23 protein-coding genes and 1 pseudogene are annotated in these 23,874 nt (G+C 65.4%); 7 read left to right on the top strand and 17 right to left on the bottom strand.

Annotated features, from left to right (window positions below; genetic code table 11):
- Positions 1-4: 4 nt before the first annotated feature.
- Genes GXK59_RS20775 through GXK59_RS17205 form a run of 5 tightly spaced genes read right to left on the bottom strand, consistent with a single transcriptional unit; the run spans position 5 to position 3,473 of the window.
- Positions 5-658: an amino acid ABC transporter permease gene (locus tag GXK59_RS20775; RefSeq protein ID WP_237393937.1), complete on the bottom strand. Its 654-nt coding sequence runs from the start codon at positions 656-658 to the stop codon at positions 5-7.
- A gap of 26 nt (positions 659-684) precedes the next feature.
- The gene (locus GXK59_RS17220; protein ID WP_237393936.1) at positions 685-1,602 is read right to left on the bottom strand and encodes an ABC transporter substrate-binding protein; all 918 of its coding nucleotides are present in this window, start codon (positions 1,600-1,602) and stop codon (positions 685-687) included.
- A 46-nt stretch (positions 1,603-1,648) separates the two neighbouring features.
- Positions 1,649-2,704, bottom strand: a complete 1,056-nt coding sequence (locus GXK59_RS17215) for a succinylglutamate desuccinylase/aspartoacylase family protein (RefSeq protein WP_237393935.1) — start codon at positions 2,702-2,704, stop codon at positions 1,649-1,651.
- On the bottom strand, positions 2,701-3,153 hold the full coding sequence (locus GXK59_RS17210) for a hypothetical protein (protein ID WP_160668601.1): 453 nt from the start codon (positions 3,151-3,153) through the stop codon (positions 2,701-2,703). Before GXK59_RS17210 ends, GXK59_RS17215 begins: the two co-directional genes overlap by 4 nt.
- 8 nt (positions 3,154-3,161) lie before the next feature.
- Entirely contained in the window at positions 3,162-3,473 is a 312-nt protein-coding gene (locus GXK59_RS17205) for a hypothetical protein (RefSeq protein ID WP_237394022.1), read from the bottom strand.
- On the opposite strand from GXK59_RS17205, the gene GXK59_RS17200 reads away from it, so the two are divergent.
- Entirely contained in the window at positions 3,458-3,907 is a 450-nt protein-coding gene (locus GXK59_RS17200) for a GntR family transcriptional regulator (RefSeq protein WP_237393934.1), read from the top strand. The two genes, GXK59_RS17205 and GXK59_RS17200, sit on opposite strands and share 16 nt — an antisense overlap.
- 353 nt (positions 3,908-4,260) lie before the next feature.
- On the opposite strand, the gene gndA is transcribed toward GXK59_RS17200, so the two are convergent.
- From gndA to hxlB, 6 genes are all read right to left on the bottom strand, one after another.
- Positions 4,261-5,697, bottom strand: a complete 1,437-nt coding sequence (gndA, locus tag GXK59_RS17195) for an NADP-dependent phosphogluconate dehydrogenase (RefSeq protein WP_160665237.1) — start codon at positions 5,695-5,697, stop codon at positions 4,261-4,263.
- A 64-nt stretch (positions 5,698-5,761) separates the two neighbouring features.
- Positions 5,762-6,661 carry a glucose-6-phosphate dehydrogenase assembly protein OpcA gene (locus tag GXK59_RS17190; RefSeq protein WP_160668600.1) on the bottom strand — a complete coding sequence of 300 codons (900 nt, stop codon included), beginning with the start codon at positions 6,659-6,661 and terminating at the stop codon, positions 5,762-5,764.
- Positions 6,658-8,220 (bottom strand): glucose-6-phosphate dehydrogenase, encoded by a 1,563-nt coding sequence (gene zwf / locus GXK59_RS17185; protein WP_160665979.1) that lies wholly within the window; start codon positions 8,218-8,220, stop codon positions 6,658-6,660. The genes GXK59_RS17190 and zwf overlap by 4 nt, the downstream gene beginning before the upstream one ends.
- A 15-nt stretch (positions 8,221-8,235) precedes the next feature.
- The gene (locus GXK59_RS17180) at positions 8,236-9,870 is read right to left on the bottom strand and encodes a glucose-6-phosphate isomerase (protein WP_160665977.1); all 1,635 of its coding nucleotides are present in this window, start codon (positions 9,868-9,870) and stop codon (positions 8,236-8,238) included.
- 430 nt (positions 9,871-10,300) lie between these two features.
- Positions 10,301-10,924, bottom strand: a complete 624-nt coding sequence (hxlA, locus tag GXK59_RS17175) for a 3-hexulose-6-phosphate synthase (protein WP_160668599.1) — start codon at positions 10,922-10,924, stop codon at positions 10,301-10,303.
- A gap of 52 nt (positions 10,925-10,976) precedes the next feature.
- Entirely contained in the window at positions 10,977-11,507 is a 531-nt protein-coding gene (hxlB, locus tag GXK59_RS17170) for a 6-phospho-3-hexuloisomerase (RefSeq protein WP_160669240.1), read from the bottom strand.
- A gap of 245 nt (positions 11,508-11,752) precedes the next feature.
- Between hxlB and GXK59_RS17165 the strand changes: the two genes are divergently transcribed.
- The 3 genes from GXK59_RS17165 to GXK59_RS17155 all read left to right on the top strand — a co-directional run bounded on the left by GXK59_RS17165 (position 11,753) and on the right by GXK59_RS17155 (position 16,209).
- Positions 11,753-13,036: a helix-turn-helix transcriptional regulator gene (locus GXK59_RS17165; protein WP_160668598.1), complete on the top strand. Its 1,284-nt coding sequence runs from the start codon at positions 11,753-11,755 to the stop codon at positions 13,034-13,036.
- Positions 13,037-13,508: 472 nt separating this feature from the next.
- Positions 13,509-13,781 carry an IclR family transcriptional regulator domain-containing protein gene (locus tag GXK59_RS17160; protein WP_237393933.1) on the top strand — a complete coding sequence of 91 codons (273 nt, stop codon included), beginning with the start codon at positions 13,509-13,511 and terminating at the stop codon, positions 13,779-13,781.
- Between the two features lie 1,189 nt (positions 13,782-14,970).
- Positions 14,971-16,209, top strand: coding sequence for an IS110 family transposase (locus GXK59_RS17155; protein ID WP_160668597.1), 1,239 nt, complete (start codon positions 14,971-14,973; stop codon positions 16,207-16,209).
- Here GXK59_RS17155 and GXK59_RS17150 read toward each other — a convergent pair.
- Positions 16,107-16,946 carry an SDR family NAD(P)-dependent oxidoreductase gene (locus tag GXK59_RS17150; protein WP_160668596.1) on the bottom strand — a complete coding sequence of 280 codons (840 nt, stop codon included), beginning with the start codon at positions 16,944-16,946 and terminating at the stop codon, positions 16,107-16,109. The genes GXK59_RS17155 and GXK59_RS17150 overlap by 103 nt on opposite strands.
- Positions 16,947-17,201: 255 nt before the next feature.
- Between GXK59_RS17150 and GXK59_RS17145 the strand changes: the two genes are divergently transcribed.
- Positions 17,202-18,338 carry an acyl-CoA dehydrogenase family protein gene (locus GXK59_RS17145; protein WP_160668595.1) on the top strand — a complete coding sequence of 379 codons (1,137 nt, stop codon included), beginning with the start codon at positions 17,202-17,204 and terminating at the stop codon, positions 18,336-18,338.
- 10 nt (positions 18,339-18,348) lie between these two features.
- Here GXK59_RS17145 and GXK59_RS17140 read toward each other — a convergent pair whose 3' ends face one another.
- On the bottom strand, positions 18,349-19,227 hold the full coding sequence (locus GXK59_RS17140; RefSeq protein WP_160668594.1) for a helix-turn-helix transcriptional regulator: 879 nt from the start codon (positions 19,225-19,227) through the stop codon (positions 18,349-18,351).
- 189 nt (positions 19,228-19,416) lie between these two features.
- Here GXK59_RS17140 and GXK59_RS17135 point away from each other — a divergent pair, with 189 nt between their 5' ends.
- Both GXK59_RS17135 and GXK59_RS17130 read left to right on the top strand, forming a co-directional pair.
- Entirely contained in the window at positions 19,417-20,460 is a 1,044-nt protein-coding gene (locus tag GXK59_RS17135; protein ID WP_160668593.1) for an NAD(P)-dependent alcohol dehydrogenase, read from the top strand.
- Positions 20,461-20,569: 109 nt separating this feature from the next.
- Complete coding sequence (locus GXK59_RS17130; RefSeq protein ID WP_160668592.1) at positions 20,570-21,256, top strand: HD domain-containing protein; 687 nt, start codon at positions 20,570-20,572, stop codon at positions 21,254-21,256.
- Positions 21,257-21,290: 34 nt separating this feature from the next.
- On the opposite strand, the gene GXK59_RS20920 is transcribed toward GXK59_RS17130, so the two are convergent.
- From GXK59_RS20920 to GXK59_RS21055, 4 genes and pseudogenes are all read right to left on the bottom strand, one after another.
- Positions 21,291-21,422: a hypothetical protein gene (locus GXK59_RS20920; RefSeq protein ID WP_272927725.1), complete on the bottom strand. Its 132-nt coding sequence runs from the start codon at positions 21,420-21,422 to the stop codon at positions 21,291-21,293.
- A 156-nt stretch (positions 21,423-21,578) separates the two neighbouring features.
- On the bottom strand, positions 21,579-22,004 hold the full coding sequence (gene arr, locus GXK59_RS17125; protein WP_160668591.1) for an NAD(+)--rifampin ADP-ribosyltransferase: 426 nt from the start codon (positions 22,002-22,004) through the stop codon (positions 21,579-21,581).
- A gap of 42 nt (positions 22,005-22,046) precedes the next feature.
- Complete coding sequence (locus GXK59_RS21060; RefSeq protein ID WP_443094320.1) at positions 22,047-22,322, bottom strand: alpha/beta fold hydrolase; 276 nt, start codon at positions 22,320-22,322, stop codon at positions 22,047-22,049.
- Positions 22,323-23,037: 715 nt separating this feature from the next.
- Positions 23,038-23,865, bottom strand: a pseudogene (locus tag GXK59_RS21055) (alpha/beta fold hydrolase); the annotation flags it as partial.
- Between the last annotated feature and the right edge of the window lie 9 nt (positions 23,866-23,874).

Here is a 23,874-nt window from a genome sequence, read left to right as displayed (position 1 = left end):
CGTTTCATTCCCTGTGGGGGGGAATGATCACTCGCATGGCCTGCGGGAGGACGATGCGGCGCATTGTGTGCAGCCGGTTGATGCCCAGCGCCCCGGCGGCCTCCACCTGGCCGTGGTCCACGGAGAGAATCCCGGCGCGCACGATTTCGGACATGTACGCTCCCTGATTCAAACCGAGTCCGAGTACAGCTGCCAGGAGCGGGGTGATGACCTGGTTCGCGTCCAGGTTCACCCCAGGGATTCCAAAGCTAATGGACGGGTAGAGGGCGGCAAGATTGTACCAGAAAAGCAGCTGCACCAGCACCGGAGTTCCACGGAAAAAGTTGACGTAGCCGAACGCGGCCGTTCTGATGACCGGATTAAGCGAAAGCCTCATGACCGCCAGGACAACGCCTAGGGCAATGCCTATGGCCATGCAGATCACCGTCAGCATCAGGGTCAGGCCGATCCCGTTGACGATGGACACGTCTCGCAGGTACATCCCGACGGTGGACCAGCCGAACCGTGGATTCGTAATCACTGACTGAAGCATCAGGGCAAACAGGGCTGTGATCACGGCAGCGGACACCCAGCGCCCTGGATGTCTGGCCTTCATGATCGTGTAGTGGTCCCGGACCTTCTCCGGCGTTGCAAGTGCCGTTGGCATCTCAGTTTTCATGCAAAACCTCCTGCGGCTGTCGAGCGCTACTTGGCGACGACGTCGTCAACGCTGAGGGCGGCGCTGGATGGAATGGACCATTTTTTGTTGATTTCCGTGTAAGTCGGGCTGCCAACAATTGCCTTCATCGCGGCCTCGATGGCCGGCCTCAGTTCCGAATCCTTCGGCAGGGCGATTCCGGTCCGTTCCGGGTGATAGTCCTGGCCCTCGGCCAGCTCGAATTTGTCGCCCGCCAGCTTGCCCTGATAAGAGAGGGAGATGCTGTCTGCGAGGACACCGTCCACCCTCCCTGCGGTCAGGGTAAGGTTCGCGTCGGTCTGGGCCGGGAAGATCTGGGCGTCGATGGCAGGGCTCCCGGCATCAGTGCATTCCTTGGACAGCGCCGGCAGCACGTCCAGGGACTGGCTCGAACCCTTTTGCGCCGCAACCCTTTTACCGCACAGTGTCTCCGCTTTCATCGACAGCTTGGCTGGGTTTCCGGGGAGCACGGCAATACCGGAACCGGCGTTGAGATAGGCAACAAAGTCCACTGCCTTCTGCCGCTCTTCGGTGATGGAGAACGAGGACATCCCCAGGTCGTACTTGCCGGAGGCCAGACCCGGCAGGATAGTGTCAAAGGTCGCCGCCACGTGCTGGGCCTTCAGACCCAGAGCCTGTGCCAGTGCATCTCCCATGTCGACGTCCCAGCCGATCATGGTCTTGTTGTCCACATCGAAGTACTCGAACGGTGCATATGTGGGGTCGGACCCGATCAGCAGGTTGCCCTTTTCCTTCACTGCGTCGGGCAAAAGGGCGCGGGCCTGGTCATTGACGCCGAGGGAAGTTGTTGCCGCAGCGGGCTGTTCCTTTCCCGTGGCGTCCATTGACGCTGTGGTGCAGCCGGCGGCTGCCAGTACTGTCGCTCCCGCAGTCAGAAGGAGCATCGCTTTTTGGGCATTACGCATTGTGTTGCCTTTCATGATCATCGTTGAACATGGGTTGATATGGACTTCAGTCCTGAATATCCGCGAGCAGGGGTGCTACATGCACCAGATGGCAGCCCGGGCGCACCAGGGTGGGACGGCGGATGATCGCGGCAACGCCGTCGACGGCGGCCGCGAATTCCCGTGGTGGCCGGTCGAGTTCGTCCAGGAAGTGCACCTTGCCGACCGGTTCCCCGGCCCGTACGAACTGGCCCAGGTCGACGAGTGGTTCAAACAGGCCGCCGACATTGGTGGTGACTGCGGAGTCGTCCACTAGTTCGATCCAGACGGTTTGCGATCGAACCCTTTCTGGCTCTTGGTGCGCAAGGACCTTTGCAGGGTCGGAATACAGTACGCCGGTGCCGGCAAGCAGTGCTGCCAGCCCCGTGCGTGCCCGTCCCAGCACGGACCGGTCCACGGTCCCGCCGCCGCCCAGCTCCGTGGACAGCGTCAGGATCCCGGCGTCGTCTCCCGCGGTGCTCAAGGAACCGGGCTCGAGCCGTGGCGGAACCACCAAGGTGTAGGGCAGTGCCATGGCCCGTGCCGCGGCCACCTTGCGGGTCCAGAGTGCCGGCGTCGGTCCGCGGTAGAGGAACATGCACGAGACGTATGTGGAGTTGCTGCCCCCAGAGTGAAGGTCGATGACGACGTCGACCCGGGGGAGCAGGCCCCGTCCGATCAAGTGAGCCACCTGACCGGTGGGGGAGCCGTCGGGTTCGCCGGGGTAACTGCGGTTCAGGTTGCCGTTGTCGATGGGTGAGACGCGGGTTCCTGCCGACACGGCGGCATGGTTTGCTGACGGGACGAGAATTAGCGTGCCCCGGACATGGTCCGGGGTGAGGGTCCGTGCCAGTTCGTGGAGGAGGATCTGGCCTTCATATTCGTCTCCGTGGGTTCCCGCCACCAGCAACACCGTGGGCCCGTCGCCGGAGCTGATTACCGCGATCGGGATCGGAATGACGGAGCCATCGTAGACGTTGTCGGAGTGTCGCACCCGGCCGTAACCGAGCTGGAGGCCGCTGCGGGACCAGTCGATTCCAGCCAGTTGCAGATCCGTGGCTACCGGTGCGGTTGCGGCCGTCACGGCACCCAGCGCAAGGCATGCGCAAGGCGGGGGGCAAGGGCTACGACTTCGACGCAGGCGTCGTCGCCCTCTGGAAGCGAAAGCCGGAGGTCTTCATCTTCTTCCCCCTCGACAACGAAGACATCGCCCGGACGCAGCCAGCGTTCCCAGGGTCCGCTGGCAGCGGCCACCAGCGCTTCGCCACGGAGGGCGACGATCACCAGTTGCGTCCCGGCTACCCGATGCAGGGCGCCGGTGTACCCGTCGGTGTACTGGCTGGTCTGAACCCGGATATGGTCCGGCTCGGTGCTGATGTCCAGGCCGGACCGGCCGGCGGAGTCATTCTCGGAGATCGTCCATCGCCACGGGTCCCCGCGGTCCGGGGAGTCGGGACAGGCAGCCAAGGTCCGTGAGCCGGTGCCGGCCGGGTATTCCGCGCCGAGGGCATTGGCCCTAACAAGCATCCACATACCGCCGCCTAAGCCGTCGCGGGAGCAGCGAGTTTGTGGGTGGCCTGAGCCGCGGTGCTCTCCTCGGATTTCAGCAGTGCAGCCATGATGCGCCGGGCTTTCGCCACGCCGCCGTCCTGGGCGATCAGGACGTCGAACTCTCCCCGGGGGCGGGTCTGCATACCGATTTCCTGCGCCGCAAGCGCCGCGGCGTCCTCTTCCAGGACGGTGGCCAGGCCGACGCGGAGATCCTCGGTGGCGCCCGCGTCTTCGACCGCAAAATTGCGGCTGAACGCGTAGTAGTACCAGGAGTCTGGCCACCCTGGTGCCCGGGCAGGGATACATTGTCATTGACCTCACCGCCCGTGATGTGGAGGATGTCTACGAGGTCCGGTATGCGCTGGAAGCGCTGGCAGCGCGACAGGCCTGCGGCAGACATACCGCGACGCAGATGGTTCGGCTCCGGTCCATGATCGATGAATTTGAGACACTTGATCCTCATGACGCCGACGGGCTGTTTGAAACGGCACGCCTGTTCCATGCTGCCCTCATCGAGCCGTGCCCCAACCAGTACCTGCGGACGACGCTGGCGTCGATGTGGGAGCATCCCATCCAGCGGCGGATCACCATGACCTACCGCCAGGGCCCGCAGCACCAGCAGAACATGGCCCGGGACCACCGGCGCATCCTCGAGGCGCTGAAGATCGGCGATGCGGACACGGTGGTAGAGGTGCTTCGTTTCTGCCACGACCCCAACGACGCCCGGACGGTCTGACTACCCGTGCCGAACCTGGTGCCTGATCCTGAGGCGTCGACATGCTGCTGAGCCGGTACCACTGACGTCCTTTTGTCGGATGGGCCCGATTAACGGTGCGAGCCACCCCGGCGCCCCACGCTCCCGGCCGTGGCGATAGCCCGGAGGATACTTCGGTTTCCGGGCACAGTGCGCCCGTTACCAGGGGCCGGCACGCGTCGTCGAAGGCCTCGGAGAGCAATGCTGACCGCGCGCTCGGTGGCCCGTATTGCCCGCTTCTTCGTCTGCTCCGGTTTAGGGCGAAAACGGCTGGAGCCGGGAAGTTGGAGGCCAGACGGCCGGGGGAGCACCGGCCGCAGGCGTCAGTTGCGAAACTAGTGGGTGTCCACTGCCTCGATTTCGGACTTGTCCTCGCCCCAGAGGGTGTGGAAGGTTCCCTCGGCGTCGACGCGGCCGTAGGTGTGCGCGCCGAAGAGGTCGCGCTGGCCCTGGATCACGGCGGCCGGGAGGCGCTTGCGGCGCAGGCCGTCGTAGTAGGCCAGCGAGGAGGAGAACACCGGCACGGGGATGCCGAGCTGGACTGCGGTGGAGACCACGCGGCGCCAGGCCGGAAGGACCTCAGCGATCGCCTGGGTGAAGGCCGGGGCGAACAGCAGGTTGGCCGGCTTCTCTTCCGCGGCGTAGGCCTTGGTGATCTCCTTGAGCAGTTCGGCGCGGATGATGCAACCGCCGCGCCACAGGGAGGCGATCTCATCCAGCTTCAGGTCCCAGCCGTATTCCTTGGCCGCAGAGGTGAGCATGTCCAGCCCCTGGGCGTACGAGACCAGTTTGGACGCGTACAGCGCCTGGCGGACATCCTCGACGAAGCTCTCGGGGACCTCGACGTCGGCCTCGCCGCCGGCGAGCAGTCCCTGGGCCAGCTTGCGCTGCTCCGTCTGGGAGGACAGTGCCCGGGCGAAGACCGATTCGGCGATGCCCGACGTCGGGGATCCCAGTTCGAGCGCGGAGATGACGGTCCAGCGGCCGGTGCCCTTCTGCCCGGCGGCGTCCACGACGACGTCGACGAACGGCTTGCCGGTCTTCGCGTCCACGTGGCCAAGGACCTCGGCGGAGATCTCGATCAGGAAGGAGGCGAGGTCGCCCTTGTTCCACTCTGCGAAGATTTTGGATTGCTCGGCCGGTTCGATGCCGGCACCGGAGCGCAGCAGGTCGAACGCTTCGCCGATGACCTGCATGTCGGCGTATTCGATGCCGTTGTGGACCATCTTGACGAAGTGGCCGGCGCCGTCGGTGCCGATCCAGGCGCAGCAGGGCTTGCCGTCGACGTGCGCGGCGATCTTTTCCAGGAGCGGGCCCAGGGCGTCGTAGGACTCCTTCGAGCCGCCAGGCATGATCGAGGGGCCGTTGAGGGCACCTTCCTCGCCGCCGGAGACGCCGATGCCGACGAAGTGCAGGTCCTTCTTGGCGAGGGCTGCCTCGCGGCGGCGGGTGTCCTCATAGTGTGAGTTGCCGGCGTCGATGATGATGTCGCCGGCTTCCAGGAGCGGCTCAAGCTGCTCGATCACGGAGTCGACCGGCTTGCCGGCCTTGACCATGATCAGCACGCGGCGGGGCTTCTCCAGCGAGTCGACGAGCTCCTGCAGGGTCTCCGTGCGGACGAAGTCGCCGTCCTGGCCGTGCTTCTCCAGCAGGGCGTCGGTCTTCTCAACGGACCGGTTGTGCAGGGCAACGGTGAAGCCGTTCCGGGCCAGGTTGCGGGCGAGGTTGGCCCCCATCACCGCAAGGCCGGTGACACCGATGTGTGCTGACATCAAAACTCCAATGGATTGTAGGTAGAACAACAGCTTTCACGGTCGCGTTTTAGCACCTGTCGCCTTACTTGAGCAGAAGTGCTTCACCGAACACTTCGTCGGGGTCGAGACGGCGGAGTTCTTCGGCGAGGCAGTCCTTCAGGCTCCGGCGCGGCAGGGAGATGCGCTGCACCGGCTGGCCCGGCTGGCTCAGTTCCGCCACGGTGAGGCCAGGCCGGAACAGCTGCACGTCGCCGCCGGTGCGGGTGAGCCGCACGCGCCGGATCCCGGTACCGGCGGGGTCCTCGACGATCGTCACCGGGGCATCCAGTGCGAGCGTCAGCCACGCGGCGAGCAGGATCGTGCTGGGGGAGTCCGAGGCTCCTTCGACGGCGACGGCCGTAATGGGGGAGCTGTCGAGTTGGTCCAGGACTGCGGCCAGCTGGATCCGCCAGTTGGTCAGGCGGGTCCAGGCCAGGTCCGTATCGCCGGCCTTGTAGGTGCGGCGGATGTTCTCCAGCGCGCGCTGCGGGTCGGGCTCGTTGGCCGAGTCCGTGATCCTGCGGTGCGCGATCCGGCCAATGGACGTCTCGCAGGCGTTCTTCGGGGCGCCGTGCGGCCACCACGCCACGATCGGCGCATCCGGCAGCAGCAGGGCCGCGACGAGCGATTCGCTTTCCTCCGCGAGTTCGCCGTAGCCGCGGAGCAGGATGACCTCGGACGCACCGGCGTCGCCGCCCACCCGGATCTGCGCGTCAAGGCGGGTGGGTGCCTCGGCTCCGGCGTCGGCGAGGACGATGATCCGGCAGGGATGTTCCCGGCTGGCCTCGTTGGCGGCCTCGATGGCCTCCTCCTCCAGCCCGGACTTGGTGACGACCACGAGGGTCAGCACCCGGCCGAGGGCAATCACACCGCCCTGCTCGCGCAGGGCCATGATCTTCTTGGAGATCTTGGAAGTGGTGGTGTTGGGAAGATCTACGATCATGGCCTTCTCCAGGTTCGTCCGTCACGGGCCAGGAGCTCGTCGGCGGAGGCAGGTCCCCAGCTTCCGGGGGCGTAGGGTTCGGGTTGTTCGTCCAGGCTCGCCCAGTAGTCCTCGAAGGGATCGAGGATTTTCCAGGACAGCTCGACTTCCGCATGGCGGGGGAAGAGCGGCGGCTCGCCGAGGAGCACGTCGAGGATGAGCCGTTCGTACGCCTCCGGGCTGGACTCGGTGAAGGAGTGTCCGTAGCCGAAGTCCATCGTGACGTCGCGGACTTCCATCTGCGTGCCCGGGACCTTGGACCCGAAGCGGATGGTGGCACCCTCGTCGGGCTGGACCCGGATCACGACGGCGTTCTGGCCGAAGTCGTCCTCGCCGTGGTCCGTGAAGAGCAGGTTCGGTGCGCGTTTGAGCACGACGGCGATCTCGGTCACCCGGCGGCCCAGCCGCTTGCCGGCGCGCAGGTAGAACGGTACCCCGGACCAGCGGCGGGTGTTGATGTCGACCCGGATCGCGGCGAACGTCTCCGTTGTGGAGTCGGCGGGGATGCCGTCCTCCTCGAGGTAGCCGACGACCTTTTCGCCGCCCTGCCAGCCGCCGGTGAACTGCCCGCGCGCCGAGTGGGTGGAGAGGTCCTCGGGGAGCCGGACGGCGGCGAGGACCTTTTCCTTCTCCGCGCGGAGGTCATCGGCGTTGAAGGAGATCGGCTCTTCCATCGCGGTCAGCGCCAGGAGCTGCAGCAGGTGGTTCTGGATGACGTCGCGGGCGGCGCCCACGCCGTCATAGTAGCCGGCCCGGCCGCCGGTGCCGATGTCCTCGGCCATGGTGATCTGGACGTGGTCAACGTAGTTCGCGTTCCACAGCGGCTCGAAGAGCTGGTTGGCGAAGCGCAGCGCCAGGATGTTCTGCACCGTCTCCTTGCCCAGGTAGTGGTCGATCCGGAAGACCGCGTCCGGCGGGAAGACCGACTCAACGATGTCGTTGAGCTGCCGTGCAGACTCCAGGTTGTGGCCGAAGGGCTTCTCGATGACGACGCGGCGCCACTTGTCACCCTCGGCCTGGGCCAGGCCGTGCTTGGACAGCTGCCGGCAGACCAGTTCGAAGGCGTTCGGCGGGATGGAGAGGTAGAACGCGTGGTTGCCGCGCGTCCCGCGCTGCTCGTCGAGTTCGTCAACGGTTTCGCTGAGCCGTTTGAAGGCGTCGTCGTCGTCGAACTCGCCCTGCACGAAGCGGATGCCCTCGGACAGTTGCGTCCACACCGTTTCGTCGAACGGGGTGCGGGCGTAGGCCTTGACAGCGTCCTTGACCTCGGCCGCGAAGTCCTCGTTATCCCACTCCCGCCGGGCGAAGCCCACCAGGGCGAAGCTCGGCGGCAGCAGCCCGCGGTTGGCCAGGTCGTACACGGCCGGCATGAGTTTCTTGCGGGCGAGGTCCCCCGTGACCCCGAAAAGGACCAGCGATGACGGCCCCGCAATACGGTTCAGGCGGCGGTCCCGCGGATCCCGGAGCGGGTTGCGCCCCCGGCCCGCGGACGTCCGGCCGCTGTTGTATTTGTCTGGCATGGTTGCGTGGGTGCCTTAGCTTTCGGTGGAGGGGACTGCCTGGCCGGCCAGCGTGGACACAAGGTCCTGCAACTGGCGGACGCCGGCCGCACGGTCCGTCAAGTGGAGCCGGAGGACCGGGCGGCCATGTTCGGAGAGCACCTGCGCATCGCCGGCGGCCTGGGCCGAGATCAGCTCGCCGAAGGTGAAGGGCCGGTCCGGAATGGCCAGGTCAGTGCCGGCCGCGGCCGTCACCTGCAGGAAGACGCCGATCGAAGGCCCGCCCTTGTGGAACTGCCCGGTGGAATGCAGGAAACGCGGGCCCCAGCCGAACGTCACGGGACGGCCGCTGACGGCTGCCAACTGGTCCCGGACACCCTCGAGGGGCGCGTAGGCGAGCCGGTCGAAGTAGGCCTGGACACTCAGGTAGCTGTCCGGGCCCAGTTCGCCGAGGAGCGCGCTGACGGCACCGGCGGCCGTGCTGGCGCCGCCCAGCCACTCCCCGCCGCGGACCTCGATGGCGCCGTCGGTGAAGGCTGCCGGCGTCGGTTCCGGCTGGGCGTCCAGCAGTCCGCGGGCAGCCACCTTGGCGGCTTCGACGTCGGGCTGGTCATAGGGGTTGATCCCGAGGAGGCGGCCGGCCACCGCAGTGGCGAATTCCCAGGTCATCATCTGGGTGGGCAGGCCGCCGGCGATCGCGACCTCGTTTTCGCCGAGTTCGACGTCGGCGTCCGCCGCAACGAGGCGGACCACCAGGACGTCGGGGGCGCCGAGGGTGGCCTCCGGTGAGGAGGGCCCGGCGACGACGGGCAGCACGCCGGTGCCGAGCTTGCCGGTGGATTCGGCGATGAGCTGTTCGGCCCAGTCCGGGAAGCCCTTGATACCCGAGCCGTCCTCGGCGATGACGATCTTGTTGCGCAGCGGGTTGGTGCCGCCCAGCGCGGCGCCGAGGGCGAGGCCGATGTTTTCTTCGCCGTCCTCATTGAGGACCTCGGCGGCCTCTTCAGCTTCGTCCAGGAAGGCCTGGATGTCTACGCCGGCCAGGCCGCACGGCACCATCCCGAACGCGGTGAGCGCCGAGTAGCGTCCGCCGACGGTGGGGTCCGCATTGAAAACGGCGCGGTAGCCGGCCTCGCGGGAGGCCTTGTCCAGGGGCGAGCCGGGATCGGTGACGATGATGATCCGGCTCTTCGCGTCGAGTCCGGCCTCGGTGAACGCGTGCTCGAAGATCCGGCGCTGGGAATCGGTTTCCAGGGTGGAGCCGGACTTGGAAGACACCACGATCGCAGTTTCGTTCAGCCGGTCCGCGAGTGCGGCGGCGACCTGCTCCGGATCGGTGCTGTCGAGCACGGTCAGCTCGACGCCGGCGGTTCCGGCAATGACCTCGGGGGCCAACGAGGAACCGCCCATGCCGCACAGCACAATCCGGCTGACGCCCTCGGCGCGCAGGGCGTCCCGGAGGGCCAGGATGTCCGCGACGAGCTGCTGGGAGACGGTGGCCGCCTCCACCCAGCCGAGCCGGACGGACGCCTCGGCCTCGGCGTCGGGGCCCCACAGAGTGGCGTCCTTGGCGAAGATCCGGGTGGCCACCTTGTCTGCGAGCAGGGCGGGCAGGTGCTGATCGTGGGCCAGGCGGGCGGCGCCCGTGGCGTCGTAGCTGAGAGTCGTCATGGGAAAACAAAAACCTCGAGTGCTGAGTGTGGGGGAACGGTATCGGCGCGCTGGGAAGCCAAAATTCGTCAGTCTGCCGGGGCAGGCGCGTCATGCCCTTGGGGCCATTCGGATTCACGGTTGGGGTCACTCCGCGATCATTGATCGTTCAGGCTAATTCGGGGTCTCATCCAGTCCGGCTGGAAAGCGTGTTGCCGTGTGTTGCGAGCACGTCAACACGCCTTCCAGCCGGACCACATGCCGACAGCGGTAACTTTCAAGCCTTGCTGGCACCACTCCCGCCGCCCTGGGCTGGCCTCGCCCGGACCACGGCTTGTTGGACGAGAGAGGGTTTCCGGCCCCCCTGAGGGGATCCGAGGCAGGGCGTTTGAGTGCGACCGGTGCGGCTGCCCGTGGATTTCTCTCACGGACAGCCGCGACGCGAGGGGAGTTAGAGGATGGCGGCCCGCAGCTCTTTGGCGGCAAGCGCGGGGTCGGCAGCACCGTAGATCGAACCGCCGGCCACAGCAACGTCAGCACCGGCACGCTGTACGGCTTCAATGGTGCTGAGGTTTACGCCTCCGGCTACGGAGAAGGGCACCCGGGCTTCTTCGCCTGCGCTGAGCAGTCCGTTGAGGTCATATCCGGGCTGGGCCTGCTCATCCAGGCCCGCGTGGAACTCCACGAATTTGGCGCCCAAGGCACGTGCTTCCTTCGCACGGGAGACCTTGTCTGCCACACCGATAAGGTCCACAACGATGCCCTTGTTGTGGACCAAGGCCGCCTTGACGGCGCCTGCGATGGTCGAGTCGTCGGCGCTCCCAAGGACAGACACGAGGTCGGCGCCTGCCGTGAAGGCAATATCGGCTTCGAGTTCTCCGGCGTCCATCGTCTTCATGTCGGCGAAGACGATCTTATTCGGGTGGGCTTCTTTGATGGCGGTGACGGCCGCGAGACCGGCGGCCTTGATGAGCGGCGTGCCAAGTTCGATGATGTCCACGTGCTCGGCGACTTTGCCGGCCAACTCGAGGGCGTCATCGATGGTGAGGAGGTCCATTGCAACCTGAAGTTTCATGATGTTGTCTCTTTCTGTAGGGAACTTGGAGGAGTAGGGAAACGCGAATAGGTCATTCAAGATTTGCGTGCCGGGGCCAGAGATTCTCAGCCGGTTCGGCCGTCCTGTCCCACAAAGTCTGGAAGACGGACTCCGTTGCCAGGAGAACAACCTGTTCGAACAGGGACCCGGAGTACTGCCTTGAGACGCTTGATCCGTGGTCGGTCTTTTGCGCCGCAGGGATAAGGACCAGGGCATCGGCAAGGGCCGCCAGCGGCGACGCGTCGTTGGTCGTCATGGCACAGACAGCCGCACCCACGTTGGTTGCTGTTTCCGCGGCCTTAACTACACCAGCCGTCGTTCCCGACCCGGAGGCAACGAGCAGCACGTCGTTGGGACCTATTGCCGGGGTGGTGGTGTCGCCTGCGACATGGACGATGAGGCCCAAGTGCATCAGCCTCATGGCCGCCATCCGCAGCACCAGCCCGCTCCGGCCGGCACCGGAAACGAACACCCGCTCTGCCAAGCGGAGGTGGGCGGCCAAAGTGGACAGCTGGGTCTCGTCGATTTCAGCTGCTGTGGCCGCGATCTCGTTCTGTATCATCGCGAGGTTCAGGGTAAGCGCACGTTCGGTGTCGTCGGCGTGGGCAGTTGCAGTCGGACTCACGTTAGTATCCTTCGACTCGGGTGGATGGCGGCCAACGGCCTCAACGCTGGTTACGTTGTCAATCCATCATCCCGAGAAGTTAGGGTAGGCGTAACGCCCTCATGGGATGGTTTTCCCTACACTTTCGGGTAGTTCTCCCCTTCGGGCCCGCCCGGTTGTGCACTCAGAATAGGATCGGTGCTATGCCTGCATTACCTATGACCACTCACTGGCAGTTGCTGCAAGCCGTCGCTTCGTTGGCAGACGCACCCCTGAGTCAAATTGCCCAGCAGCTTCGCGCGGCCTTACTTCCGTACTTTGGCTGCAGCGCCCTGGTCATATTCACTGAGGACTGCACTGGACGCCCTCAGAAGAAGACCGGTGATGAAGAAATCATCTCTAGTGTCTCGATTGCGGAGCTCGACAGGCTCCGTGCCACCCTTATGGATGATTCCCCTTGGCTCGGCCACGCCGAAATCGCCGGCCGATCACGGCCCATTCTCGCTATGAAGTACGCCCCCAGTCACGCCCTTCTGGTATTGACAGATCCCCACCCGCTCGAGGGAGACCCTGGATACCGCGCAGCAGTAGACCTTGTTACGTTTCTGTGGCGAGTTTGCGCCAAGCGGATCCAGGAAAAGGTGGCTGACGCGCCGCCGTCATACCTCCTTGAATCACGAGCCGCCTCAGCCGAACGAGTCCGCGTAACGGCTGATCTCGTCGATCAACACTCCACGACGCTGGAAACTCTCATGGCCGCGCTTCGATCATCCGCCTTGGACGACGCATCGGCCCGTAAGACGGTCACCGACCTGACGGCTAAAGCCCTCGTAGGTCTTCGCACCCTCAGTGATCGCACTGCTGAGTTCGTCGAAGAACCGGTCGCCACCGCCTTCAGGCGCTTGCGGGAGGACTTGCGTCCGCTCACGAACTACAGCGGGATAGACGTCCAGTTCATTGAACCGCCAATCAATGGAAGGGCCCTTCCCGGCGAAGTCGCCCATGCAGCTCGGGCCATCGTCCGCGGACTCGCGTTGGCCATGATGGAACAGCCGGAGGTCCGCAGGGTCCGGGTGCAGTGGGACTGCGACGGGGAAAACTTGCTGATCAACGTACGCGACGACGGCGCAGGAGCCCTCGCCGCCGAATCTCACACCGTCGGTCGCCTGAACCGCAGAGTGCAAGCCCTTGCCGGACGGATGCAGATCGACGTGATGCCCGGCTGGGGGGCAGACGTCTCGGTAACTCTTCCCCTCGACCCGCCGGTCGCCCCGGCAGGGGAGGCCGAGGAATGGAATCTTGCCCCCCGGGAACTGGAAGTCCTCCAGCATCTAGCGGCCGGCCAACGCAACCGGGCGATCGCCTCAGCCCTGGATATCAGCGAAAACACGGTCAAGTTTCACGTCCGAAATCTGTTCAGAAAACTTGGCGTCAGCTCACGGACAGAGGCCATCGCCTTGGCTCACAGCAACAAAGGACTTCGATAACCCCTCCCGTCCATAGCCGGATTCCACACCATCGTGGAGATCGACGTCACTAATCAGACCAGAAAGGTTAAGCCCCGACAGTCTTCGATGCCGTCCCGCCGCAACCATTGCCAGCCGGCTAGGGGTATCAGCGTCCGACCGACACGGAGAAATCCGTTCGGCGAAGCGGTCCCCTAGGCCATTTTCTAATGCCGATAACGGATATTTTTGTAAAGCAATGTTCCGGGTGGCGGCGTTATGGTGGCTGCCGCGGATCCAGTGCTAGCCGCCCGTTCGAAACGTCCAACAGCCTGTTGGACAAGTGCAGGACGGCAGCGACGATGTCGCCGCGGTGGTCGTAGATTCCGGATTAAGGCCGGAAGCGGCGCCACGGTGGATGTCGCGCCGCCTCCTCGGGGTCAGGAGGCGGTCAGGCGCCCCCCTTCGCGCCGGTTCTGCGGGACGTGTCCTGCTGGCCTGGGACACGGAACTAATGGACGCCATCATGTGCGATCCCTTGGAAGTTGCGGTGAAGGAGACCCAAGTGGTCGGATTCGCCATCACGGTGGGTGAGCGTGAAGACGGTGCTTCCGGTCTTTCGGCCCCGGTTTTCGATGCTGCCGCCGCCCTGCTCGGTGCGGTGACAATTAGCGGCCCGACGCTTCGGATGCCCCGTGAGACCTGCGAGGCATGGGTGGAACCGCTTCTGGCAGCAGCGGAGAACATGACACGACTGATCGGCGGACGGTTTCCCGGAGAGGGGTGAAGTCCCAGGGGAACCGAAGCTTTGTTCAGCTCACAATGTGGATTTACCTGACCAACGGGGCCGGGCAGAGTGCTGGTTCACCAGGCAGACGGAATCGATATCTGGCGAATAGATTCCCGCATCGTCCAAGGCCGCGAACCCTGTAGAGACCAACCGCCCCGCGCTTCCCAATAGCTTCCCCAAGGGCTCCCTAGACCCCGGCGGGGCGGCAAAGAAGAGCGATCGCAGACGCTAGCGGAAGCTTAATTTCGAGACAACGCAGTAGGGGCGGTCCAATGGGGCCGCCCCTACTCGCATCTCAACAGTTAGCCCTGCAGTCGTACATCAGGGAACCAGCGTTCCGGTGCCTTCTTCGGTTCCAGGTGTTCGGGATCCCGGTGTTTTTCGTTCGATAATTGACTCTGTTGCTTCCAGACTCTGTAACTCTGTCGGAGCGATGCCCATAGCGGTGACTACTTCGATCCAGGTTTCCGTAAGGTCCAATATCGGCTTTAGGAGCAGACTCACAGGCTGCGGTAATGACAAACTCCCCAGCCCGATGACCCCAATCCTCACATCCGGGCGAGCCGCGACCTCAGGTTTGCGGGCGCGGGATAGTGGTTGCGACTCCTAACTGGCGACGCCTCTTTGGTACCCCAAGCGGACACAGAGACGACTTCGGATCTGTCTATTCGACGGGTAGCTGGGTATCGCCCCGGCAATGGTCGAAGGGTTAGAGGTCGAGTAGGCGGATAATTCCGCAGGTGTTCGGGGTTTCCTTGACTGGGATTCGCATTACGGCAGCGTTATCGGGCTGTTCCGGCAATGATCAGGAGACAACCCGGGAGCCCGCGGGCCCGGGAACGAGGTGCGCCCCCTCGGATGGAGGGGGCGCGCTCGGATGCTGTCGGTTTCGTATTAGCGGTCCAGCGTCGCTGTCGCGCCGTGGTGGGAGAAAGTATGCGGTTGCCTCGCCCCGGGCTCTGGCCGCGGATGAGGTTTCGGGCGGATCATGGAGGTGTCTGCCGCGGTGGACGCCGGTCCGTCTGTGGTGCTGTGGTTGAGCCTGTGGGCTAGCGTGGCGCGGAGGGCTTCCACGGGAACCGTGGATTGTTGCCTTTGGAGCACGAGTGTTAGATTCCTCTGTTTTCCCTGTCCTCCCCTCGGCAGACGCCGACATAACGAGGTCAAGGTGTCAGGAGGAACAGTCATGGATATCGTGCACGAGCGGGCTGCCGGTTTGGATGTTTCCAAACGCGACGCGAAGGTCTGTCTCCGGCTGCCCGGGCAGCGGACCGGAACCTACACCTCCACGGTCACAACGTGGGGCGCAACCACAGGCCAGATCCTTGCCCTGCGGGACTTCCTGGAACGCGAGCACGTCACCACGGTCGTCATGGAAGCCACGAGCGATTACTGGAAACCCTTCTTCTATCTCCTCGAAGAAACGCTGCCGGTGATGCTGGTCAACGCCAAGGCCGCAAGGAACATCCCGGGCCGCAAAACCGATGTCTCTGACGCGGCCTGGCTCGCTCAGCTGGGCGCGCACGGGCTGCTTCGGGCCTCGTTCGTCCCGCCCGAACCGATCCGTGAACTGCGGGACCTGACCAGGGCCCGGGCCATTGCCACCCGTGACCGGACCCGCGAGATCCAGCGCCTGGAGAAGTTCCTGGAAGGCTCCGGGATCAAGCTCTCCTCCGTGGTCTCGGACCTCACCGGTGTTTCGTCCCGGGCGATGCTCGAAGCCCTCGTCAGCGGTGAACGCGACCCGGAGGTCCTCGCAGGCCTCGCCAAAGGCACCCTCCGCTCAAGAATCCCCGAGCTCGTGGAGGCCCTCACCGGCCGCTTCAGAAGCCATCACGCGTTCATGGCCCGGTTGCATCTGGACCAGATCGATACCCAGTCCCGCATCATCGACGCGCTCACCGGACGGATCGAGGAAGCGATGGAGCCCTTTCGTGCCGCCAGGGAATTCCTGGCCACCATCCCCGGAGTCTCACTCAAAGTCGCCGACGTGATCATCGCCGAAACCGGCGCGGACATGTCCCGCTTCGAAACACCCGGCCGGCTCGCTTCCTGGACCGGCGTCTGTCCCGGCGCCAACGAATCCGCCGGACGGATCAAGTCAGCCCACATCCTGCCCGGCAACAAATACCTCAAAGGCGCCCTGGGCATCGCGGCCCTGTCCGCTTCCCGGAGCAAGGACACCTACCTGGCCGCAAAATACTGGCGCGTCGCTACCCGCCGCGGACCCATGAAAGCCACCGTGGCCGTCGAACACTCCATCCTCACCGCCGTCTGGCACATGCTCGCCGACGGCGAATGCTACGCCGACCCCGGCGCCGATCACTTCACCCGCCTGGACCCGATCAAAGCCAAGAACAACGCCATCAAGAAACTCAAGAGCCTCGGATTCAACGTCACCATCACCGCCGCCAACGCAGCCTGACCATCCTTACTTTCGTATGAGACGGCGGTATAGCCGCCGTCGATCGGAATGGTCGCGCCGGTGATGAACTTCGCCTTGTCGCTCGCGAGAAAGGTGATGAGGTCGGCGACTTCCTGTGCCTCGCCCACGCGGCCGGCCGGGTGCAGCTTTGCATACTGTTCGAGGGTCGGCTCGTCGATGAGCGGGGTACGGATGACGCCCGGGGCCACCGCGTTTACGCGGATGCCCTCCTTCGCGTACATCGTCCCGGCGGCGCGGGTCATGTTCACGACGCCGCCCTTCGAGGCCGAGTATGCGATGTTGTTTGAGATGGCCACGAGGCCGAACATCGAAGCGAGGTTGACGACGACGCCGCCGTTGCCCTGTTTGAGGAGCTGCTCGATGGCGTACTTGTTGGTGTAGAACACTCTCGAGTAGTCGATGCCGTTGGTGCGCTCCCAGTTTTCGACGGTCGAGGTGACGACGTCGCCCTCGCCGCCGACGCCCGCCGAGGCGACGGCGATGTCAAGGCTGCCGAATTCCTCGACCGTTTTTGCGACGGCGGCTTCCGCGCTCTCGGCCTTCGAGACGTCGCCCTGGAAAAACTTCCCGCCGATCTCGTCGGCGACCTCCTGCGACTTGGGGTTGAAGTCGAAGATCATGACCTTCGCACCTTCTGCGATGAAGGTCTTTGCGGTGGCGAGGCCGAGCCCCGATCCGCCGCCGGTGATGAATGCGACCTTGTTCGCGAGCTGCATGGGTCAGTCCAATCTGTGTGCGATTTTGCGGTCACCGTTGTGTCGGTGTTCCGCGCTGCGCATGTATATGCGTATGCATATAGCTTGGCACTAATACTTGAAAGTCAACCAATATGTGCAGTCTCACGGCCCGCCGGCTATCGCGGGTAGTTGGCCCGGGCGCTCTTGTCGTGGAGATTACATAGTAGGAAGTCCTAGTAATTATTGGCCCGTCGTACTACATTGAGTCAAAATCTATGCTTCGGAGGACTGGGTATGTTTGAACTCAACGAGGACCAGCAGTCGCTGGTTGCGATGGTGCGGGACTTCGCCAACGAGGCCCTGGCCCCCAACGCCGCGAAATGGGACGAGACCAAACACTTTCCAGTGGACGTGCTGCGAGAAGCCGGCGCCCTGGGTATGGGCGGCATCTATGTGCAGGAGCAGTTCGGCGGGTCCGGGCTCACACGCAGCGATGCGGTGCTGATCTTCGAGGAACTGGCCAAGGCCGATCCGACCATTGCCGCCTACATCTCCATCCACAACATGGTGGTCTGGATGATCGACTCGTTCGGCAACGATGAGCAGCGCGCCCAGTGGGTGCCGCAACTTGCCTCCATGGAAGCGCTGGGCAGCTACTGCCTTACCGAGCCCGGCGCCGGCTCCGACGCTGCCGCGCTGAGCACCAGGGCAGCGCGCGACGGCGAAGAGTACGTGCTGAACGGCGTCAAGCAGTTTATCTCCGGGGCCGGGTCATCGAGCTACTACATCGTGATGGCCCGCACCGCCGACACCGGAAACCGCGGCATCACCGCCATCGTTGTCCCGGCGGACACCCCGGGCCTGTCGTTCGGTCCGAACGAGAAAAAGATGGGGTGGAACGCCCAGCCGACCCGCCAGGTTATTTTCGACAATGTCCGGGTTCCGACTGCCAACCGCCTCGGCGAGGAAGGCAGCGGTTTTGGGATCGCGATGAAGGGGCTCAACGGAGGCCGCATCAACATGGGCGCCTGCTCCCTGGGCGGCGGCCAGACTGCTCTGGACAAGTCGGTGGCCTACCTCAAGGAACGCGAGGCGTTCGGCGGTCCGCTGATCAACCAGCAATCCCTGCTGTTCCAGTTGGCCGACATGGAAACCGAGCTAGTGACCGCCCGGACGTTGCTCTGGCGGGCAGCGGACGCGCTGGACCGCGGCGCGCCCGACGCCGTCAAGCTCTGCGCCATGGCTAAGAGGGTCGCCACGGATGCCGGCTTCAACGTCGCCAACAGCGCCATCCAGCTCCACGGGGGCTACGGCTACCTTTCCGAGTACGGACTGGAGAAGATCGCCCGGGACCTGCGGGTCCACCAGATCCTCGAAGGCAGCAACGAGATCATGCGCCTGATCATTGGCCGCATCGTGGCCGGCACCTAGCCGGGCCCCGTTAGCCTTGCGTCAGCGGTTCCTGAGCGGCCCCCTGCGTCGCGGCCCAGCTGGCCAGCAGCCGCAGGGCGTCCTCGGTGGTCGAGCCGGGCTCGGCGGTATAAACAAGTAGCGACAGCCCGGCATCGGCGGAGAGCTCCAGGGACTCATACATCGGGTGCAGGTCGCCGACCACAGGGTGCCGGAGGTGCTTGATCCCGGTGTAGTGCTGGCGGACGTTGTGGGCGGCCCACCGGGTGCGGAATTCCTCGCTGCGGGTGGAGAGTTCCCCGACGAGGTCGGTCAGGCCGCGGTCATACGGGTCGCGGCCGGCCTCGGTGCGCAGGATGGCGACCGTGTCATTCGCGGCGCGGTCCCAGTCCGGGTAAAACCCGTAGGAACGGTTGTCCAGGAAGATGAACCGGGCGTGGTTGGCCGGCCGGACGGGGCTGGCGTACATCTCGGAATACAGTGCGTAGCCGAGCTGGTTGGCGGCGTGGATGTCCAGGCGCCCGTTGCGCACGAACGCCGGGGCGTTGGTGATCGCGTCAAGCATCAGTTGCACGCCAGCACGGACCGGCTGGGAAGTGGCGCGGCGGCGCTGGGGCTTTCGGCTGCTGCTCGCGGCTCGGGCCAGGTCGAACAGGTGCGCTTGCTCCGCCTCGTCCAACTGCAGCGCCCTTGCCAGCGATTCCAGCACGCCCTCGGAGACTCCGGAGAGGTTGCCGCGTTCCAGTCGGGTGTAATACTCGACACTGACACCGGCCAGCATGGCAACCTCGCCGCGCCGCAGTCCGGGGACGCGGCGGTTGCCGCCGTAGACCGGCAGTCCCGCCTGTTCGGGCGTGATTTTCGCCCGCCGGGTGGAAAGGAAGTCCCGGGTCTCGCTCTGATTGTCCATGCCTTCAACGTTAGAGGGTGCGGCGCCGCAAGGGAGGCCCTGCCAGTACCCCTACCAGCAGTGCCTCCCTCACCGGAAGCCGAATGGTGTTTGATGGAGAGTGCCCCCGATGACGTCCGGGCCGAAAGGCCGCACCTGACCGGTGCCGAACGCCGGGGCACCCCCCAGAACCCCACAAGCAGGAGATCCATGCTTACCGTTAATGCTTACGCCGCCACCTCTGCGACGGAACCCCTCGTCCCCACCACCATCGAACGCCGCGACGTCGGCGCGCACGACGTCCTGATTGACATCAAGTTCGCCGGCATCTGCCACTCGGACATCCACACCGTCCGCGGCGACTGGGGACCGCAGTCCTACCTGCTGGCACCGGGCCACGAAATCGCCGGCATCGTCACCGAAGTCGGCTCTGCCGTCACCAAACACAAGGTGGGCGACCGCGTCGGCGTCGGCTGCATGGTCAACTCGTGCCGCGAATGCGTCAACTGCCAGGCCGGAGAGGAGCAGTACTGCCTCAAGGGCAACACCGGCACCTACGGCGCCGTGGACCGCGACGGCACCGTCACCCAGGGCGGCTACTCCACCCACGTCGTTGTGACCGAGGACTTCGTCGTCACCATCCCCGAGGGCATCGAGCTCGACGTCGCCGCACCCCTGCTGTGCGCCGGCATCACCACCTATTCGCCGCTGCGCCACTGGAACGCCGGCCCCGGCAAGAAGGTCGCCGTCGTCGGACTCGGCGGCCTGGGCCACATGGCCGTCAAGATCGCCCACGCCATGGGCGCCGAGGTCACCGTCCTCTCGCAGTCGCTCAAGAAGCAGGAAGACGGCCTGCGCCTCGGCGCGGACCACTACTTCGCCACGAGCGACGAGAACACCTTCGCCGACCTCACCGGCAGCTTCGACCTGATCATCAACACGGTCAGCGCCTCGATCGACATCAGCTCCTACCTGCAGCTGCTGACCCTCGACGGCGCCCTCGTGAACGTCGGCGCCCCGGCCGAACCGCTGCCCGTGAACGCGTTCGCCCTGATCGCCGGACGCCGCTCCTTCGCCGGTTCCATGATCGGCGGCATCCGCCAGACGCAGGAAATGCTCGACTTCTGCGCCGAGCACCACCTCGGCGCCGAGATCGAGGTCATCCCGGCCGACAAGATCAACGAGGCCTACGAGCGCGTGCTCGCCTCCGACGTGCGGTACCGCTTCGTGATCGACACCTCCACCCTGGTGTAGCTCCACACAGGAATGGGCCCGGCCGGATCGAACCGGCCGGGCCCTTCTTGTTCCGCTGGGCGGAAGGTGGTCCTTGCCCGCGGGCCCGGTGGGCGGGCACGCTGGCGGGATGACCAAACTGCAGCCCGAAGCCAACCTTTCCAGCCTGGACATCGCCGGAGGGATCGAGGCGGAGCCCGACGGCGTCATCACCCTGGACCCGGACCTCGCCGCCATCTGGGACCGGGCGGCGCCGTACCTGAAAGTCCGCGACAACGACGCCCACACGCTCTACGCCTTCGGGCTGGCCGTGGCCCTGCTCGAGGCGCACCCCGAGGCGGATGCCGCCGTCGTCCTCCCTGCGATCATGCTGCACGACATCGGCTGGTCGCAGGTGCCGCCCGCGGAGGTCCTGCAGGCGATCGCGCCCGGCGGCGGCCGGCCGGATCTGGTGCTGCTGCACGAGAAGGAAGGCGCCCGGCTCGCCGCCGGGATCCTCGCCGATGCAGCGTACGACGCCGGGAAAGTCCCGGCCATCCTGGACATCATCGACGGCCACGATTCCCGCCGGGAAGCCATCTCGGTCGAGGACGCGATCGTCAAGGACGCGGACAAAACCTGGCGGCTCAGCCCGCACGGCATCGACACCGTGATGGACTGGTTCGGCCTGGACCGCGGCCAGGCGCTGCGGCTGTGCAGCCAGAGGGTCCACGGGCACCTGTTCACGGCGGAGGCCCAGGCCATGGCGCGGGCGCTCTCCGCATTGGAGTCGGTGACCCTGTGGCCGCAGCGGCGGGCGCTGCCGGGCGCGGAATAGGACGGGCGGGACTACGTTTACTTCCGCCTAGGACCTATGTCTGCTGCCCTGGCAGTTCGATTCCTTGCTCTTCGGCGAACTTCATGATGTTGGGCATCATCACCGCGCTTTGCTGCTTCGCCTCCTCGGTTGGGGTGAAGGCCACAAACTCGCATCCGGCGAACACGATCGGCGTGTGCCCGGGCTCGATGACAAACGCGTCAATTCCCGTACCGCGCTCCCAGAGGCCAAGGTCCCATCAGGATGACAGGCACCCTTGGCCGTCGACTGCGACGTCGTCGTTGGGCTCCAGCAAGATCTTTGACTGACGCAGCGCCGGAGTTCAGTTGATGGCCTCGATGCCAAGCCGCTTAAGTTCTTCAAGGTGGTTCCGCATGTTCTGGAGCACCTCGGGGGAGTGCGGCTGCCAACCAAAGACCTCGTCAACTACTCGCAGCGGCGCTTCGGTGCGGTAGGACCTCGTTGGGTTGCCCGGGAACTTCTTGTCCGTCAGATTGGGGTCATCCTCAAAGGGGCCGGTGGGCTCCACCCGGTAGATTCTGCCTGGTCCCTGTCCGTCCCCGAGTTCCGCTCCCCACGTAGCCGCATCCAGGGTTGCGGTCAGGTAGATGTAGTTCGCCCTCTTGCGCTGCCCGAAATTCGAGCTATGGCCGGGTTCCAGCAGGTCCCCCGGCTTCAGGTCAGCCTTCGTGCCGTGGAAGAAAGGCCCGGGATCAATGGCCTCGGACGACAGCGTTGGTTTCTCCATGCACACCCTCCTCGACGTTGGGCTCTGACTTTGGCGCCGACCTCATTTTGGTTCAAGATGCGGTCCGGGCCACGGTCTGCGCAGGAATTCCCGCACGGCATCGATGTACTCCGCGGACCGCGTTGCCATCACTCCGTGGCCCGCGCCGGCGAAGAGTCGGACCTCCGCCGCGGGATAGAGGGCGCGGAGAGCCGCACGTGCCTGGGGTGGGAACACTTCGTCCCGCTCCGATTCGATCAGCAGCACCGGCGTCGGCGGGGTCGTGGACGTGGGCGCCCCCGCTCCCGCTAAGGCCGGGAGATGCGCGAACTCGTGCATCTCCCGCAGGGCGGACAGCAGATCCTCCTTGCCCAGCCGGCTGAGGATGTCCGAAAGCAGCCTGTCCCAGAACACCGCGTCGTCCTGAGAGCCCGGGACAAACCAGCGGCGCAGGTTCCAGCCGGTCAGCGAACGCACAACGTTTTGTGGAAGGACGGCAAGGAAGCGGATCAGGAACGGGAGCAAAGGGAGCGGGGCCGCGGCGGGACTCCCGGTATTCGCGAGCGAGGCGCCGCACATGTTGGGGATGCCTGCGGGCGAAGGTCTGGGCCACAAAACCGCCGAAGGAGGAGCCCAGCACATCCGCCTGCGCGACGCCCTCGGCGTCGAGGATCGCCGCCATCCCGTCCGCGAGCCCGGCGATGCCGGCGCCAGCAGGATAGGCCGGTGCCAGGACGCGGAAGTCCCGCTCCAGCGCTTCGATCAGCAGCAGGTACATGTCCGGCATCCTGGTCCCACCGGAGGGCAGAAGCACCGTCTGCTCACCCGTGCCGCCGGCAAGGTAGCGCCAGCGCGCGCCGTCGACGTCGAGCGTCCGGTACCGGTGGCTGGCACGGAAAGCCCCGAGCCTGGCGTCCAGCGTCACGGACGGCCCTGGCTCCCGGTCGTCCCGGCCGCGTTCGGGGAACGGATGCTCCGGCGGGACGGCAGGGTTTTCGCCCCGCCCCGCGGATAAAGGCCGGCCGTCGAGGAAGCGTCCGACGACGTCGGCGTATTCGGCCGGGTGGGTGGCCGCCGCCCAGTGCCCGCCCTTGCCGAACACGTAGGTCCGGGCGCCGGGATAGGCGGCCAGCAGGGCCTCGCGTTCGCGCGGCGTGAAGCCGCGGTCGTCGGAGGCGGCGATCAACAGCACGTCCTCCGGACGCTCGAAGGGGGACGTGGTGGCGTACCGGTCCGGATGTGCCGCCAGGTCCAGGAGCACGGCCAGGCGCGCCAGGGCCGATTCCCTCGTGTGTGCGGCGAAGAGGTCCTCCGTGTAGGCGCTGAGAAACGCACGCTCGTCGTCTTCCGCCCCCGCGAGAAGGCGCGCGATCCTCGGCCGGTAGAAACGGGCGAGGGCGGCCTTGGGCAGCACCGAGAAGAGACGCACAAAGGCGCCCACCAGGCGCGTGTGCCCCCGGGTATAGAGACCGAACCCGGACAAGACGAGCTTGTCCACCCGCTGCGGATACTGGCGGGAAAAGGCGTGCGCGACGCCGGCGCCAAGGGAATGTCCGAACACACTCGCGGACCGGATTCCCTCGGCGTCGAGTATGGCCGCGACCCCGGCCAGAAGTTCGGCCATTGTCCGCACCGAGGGATAAGAAGGGGAGATGACGCGGAAGCGCCGTTCGAAAGCGGTGATTGTGCGGAACGCGGAATCGCCGAACGAGAAGCCGCCGCCCAGGACGAGAAGTGCCGGTCCGGCTTCCTCAGGCACCCCGGCGGCTGCCGCCTCTGTCGCGGCGGGTCCCGAAACGTACTTCCATTCGACGCCGTCGACCGTCAGTGACTGGTACGGGTGTGTGGCGCGGAACGCCCGTAGTTCGGCATAGCCGTCCATGGATCCTCC

Source organism: Pseudarthrobacter sp. ATCC 49987, assembly GCF_009928425.1.
Taxonomy (GTDB): domain Bacteria; phylum Actinomycetota; class Actinomycetes; order Actinomycetales; family Micrococcaceae; genus Arthrobacter.
Note: the sequence above shows the minus strand (reverse complement) of the source record. Positions and strands in the feature narration are given on the sequence as shown.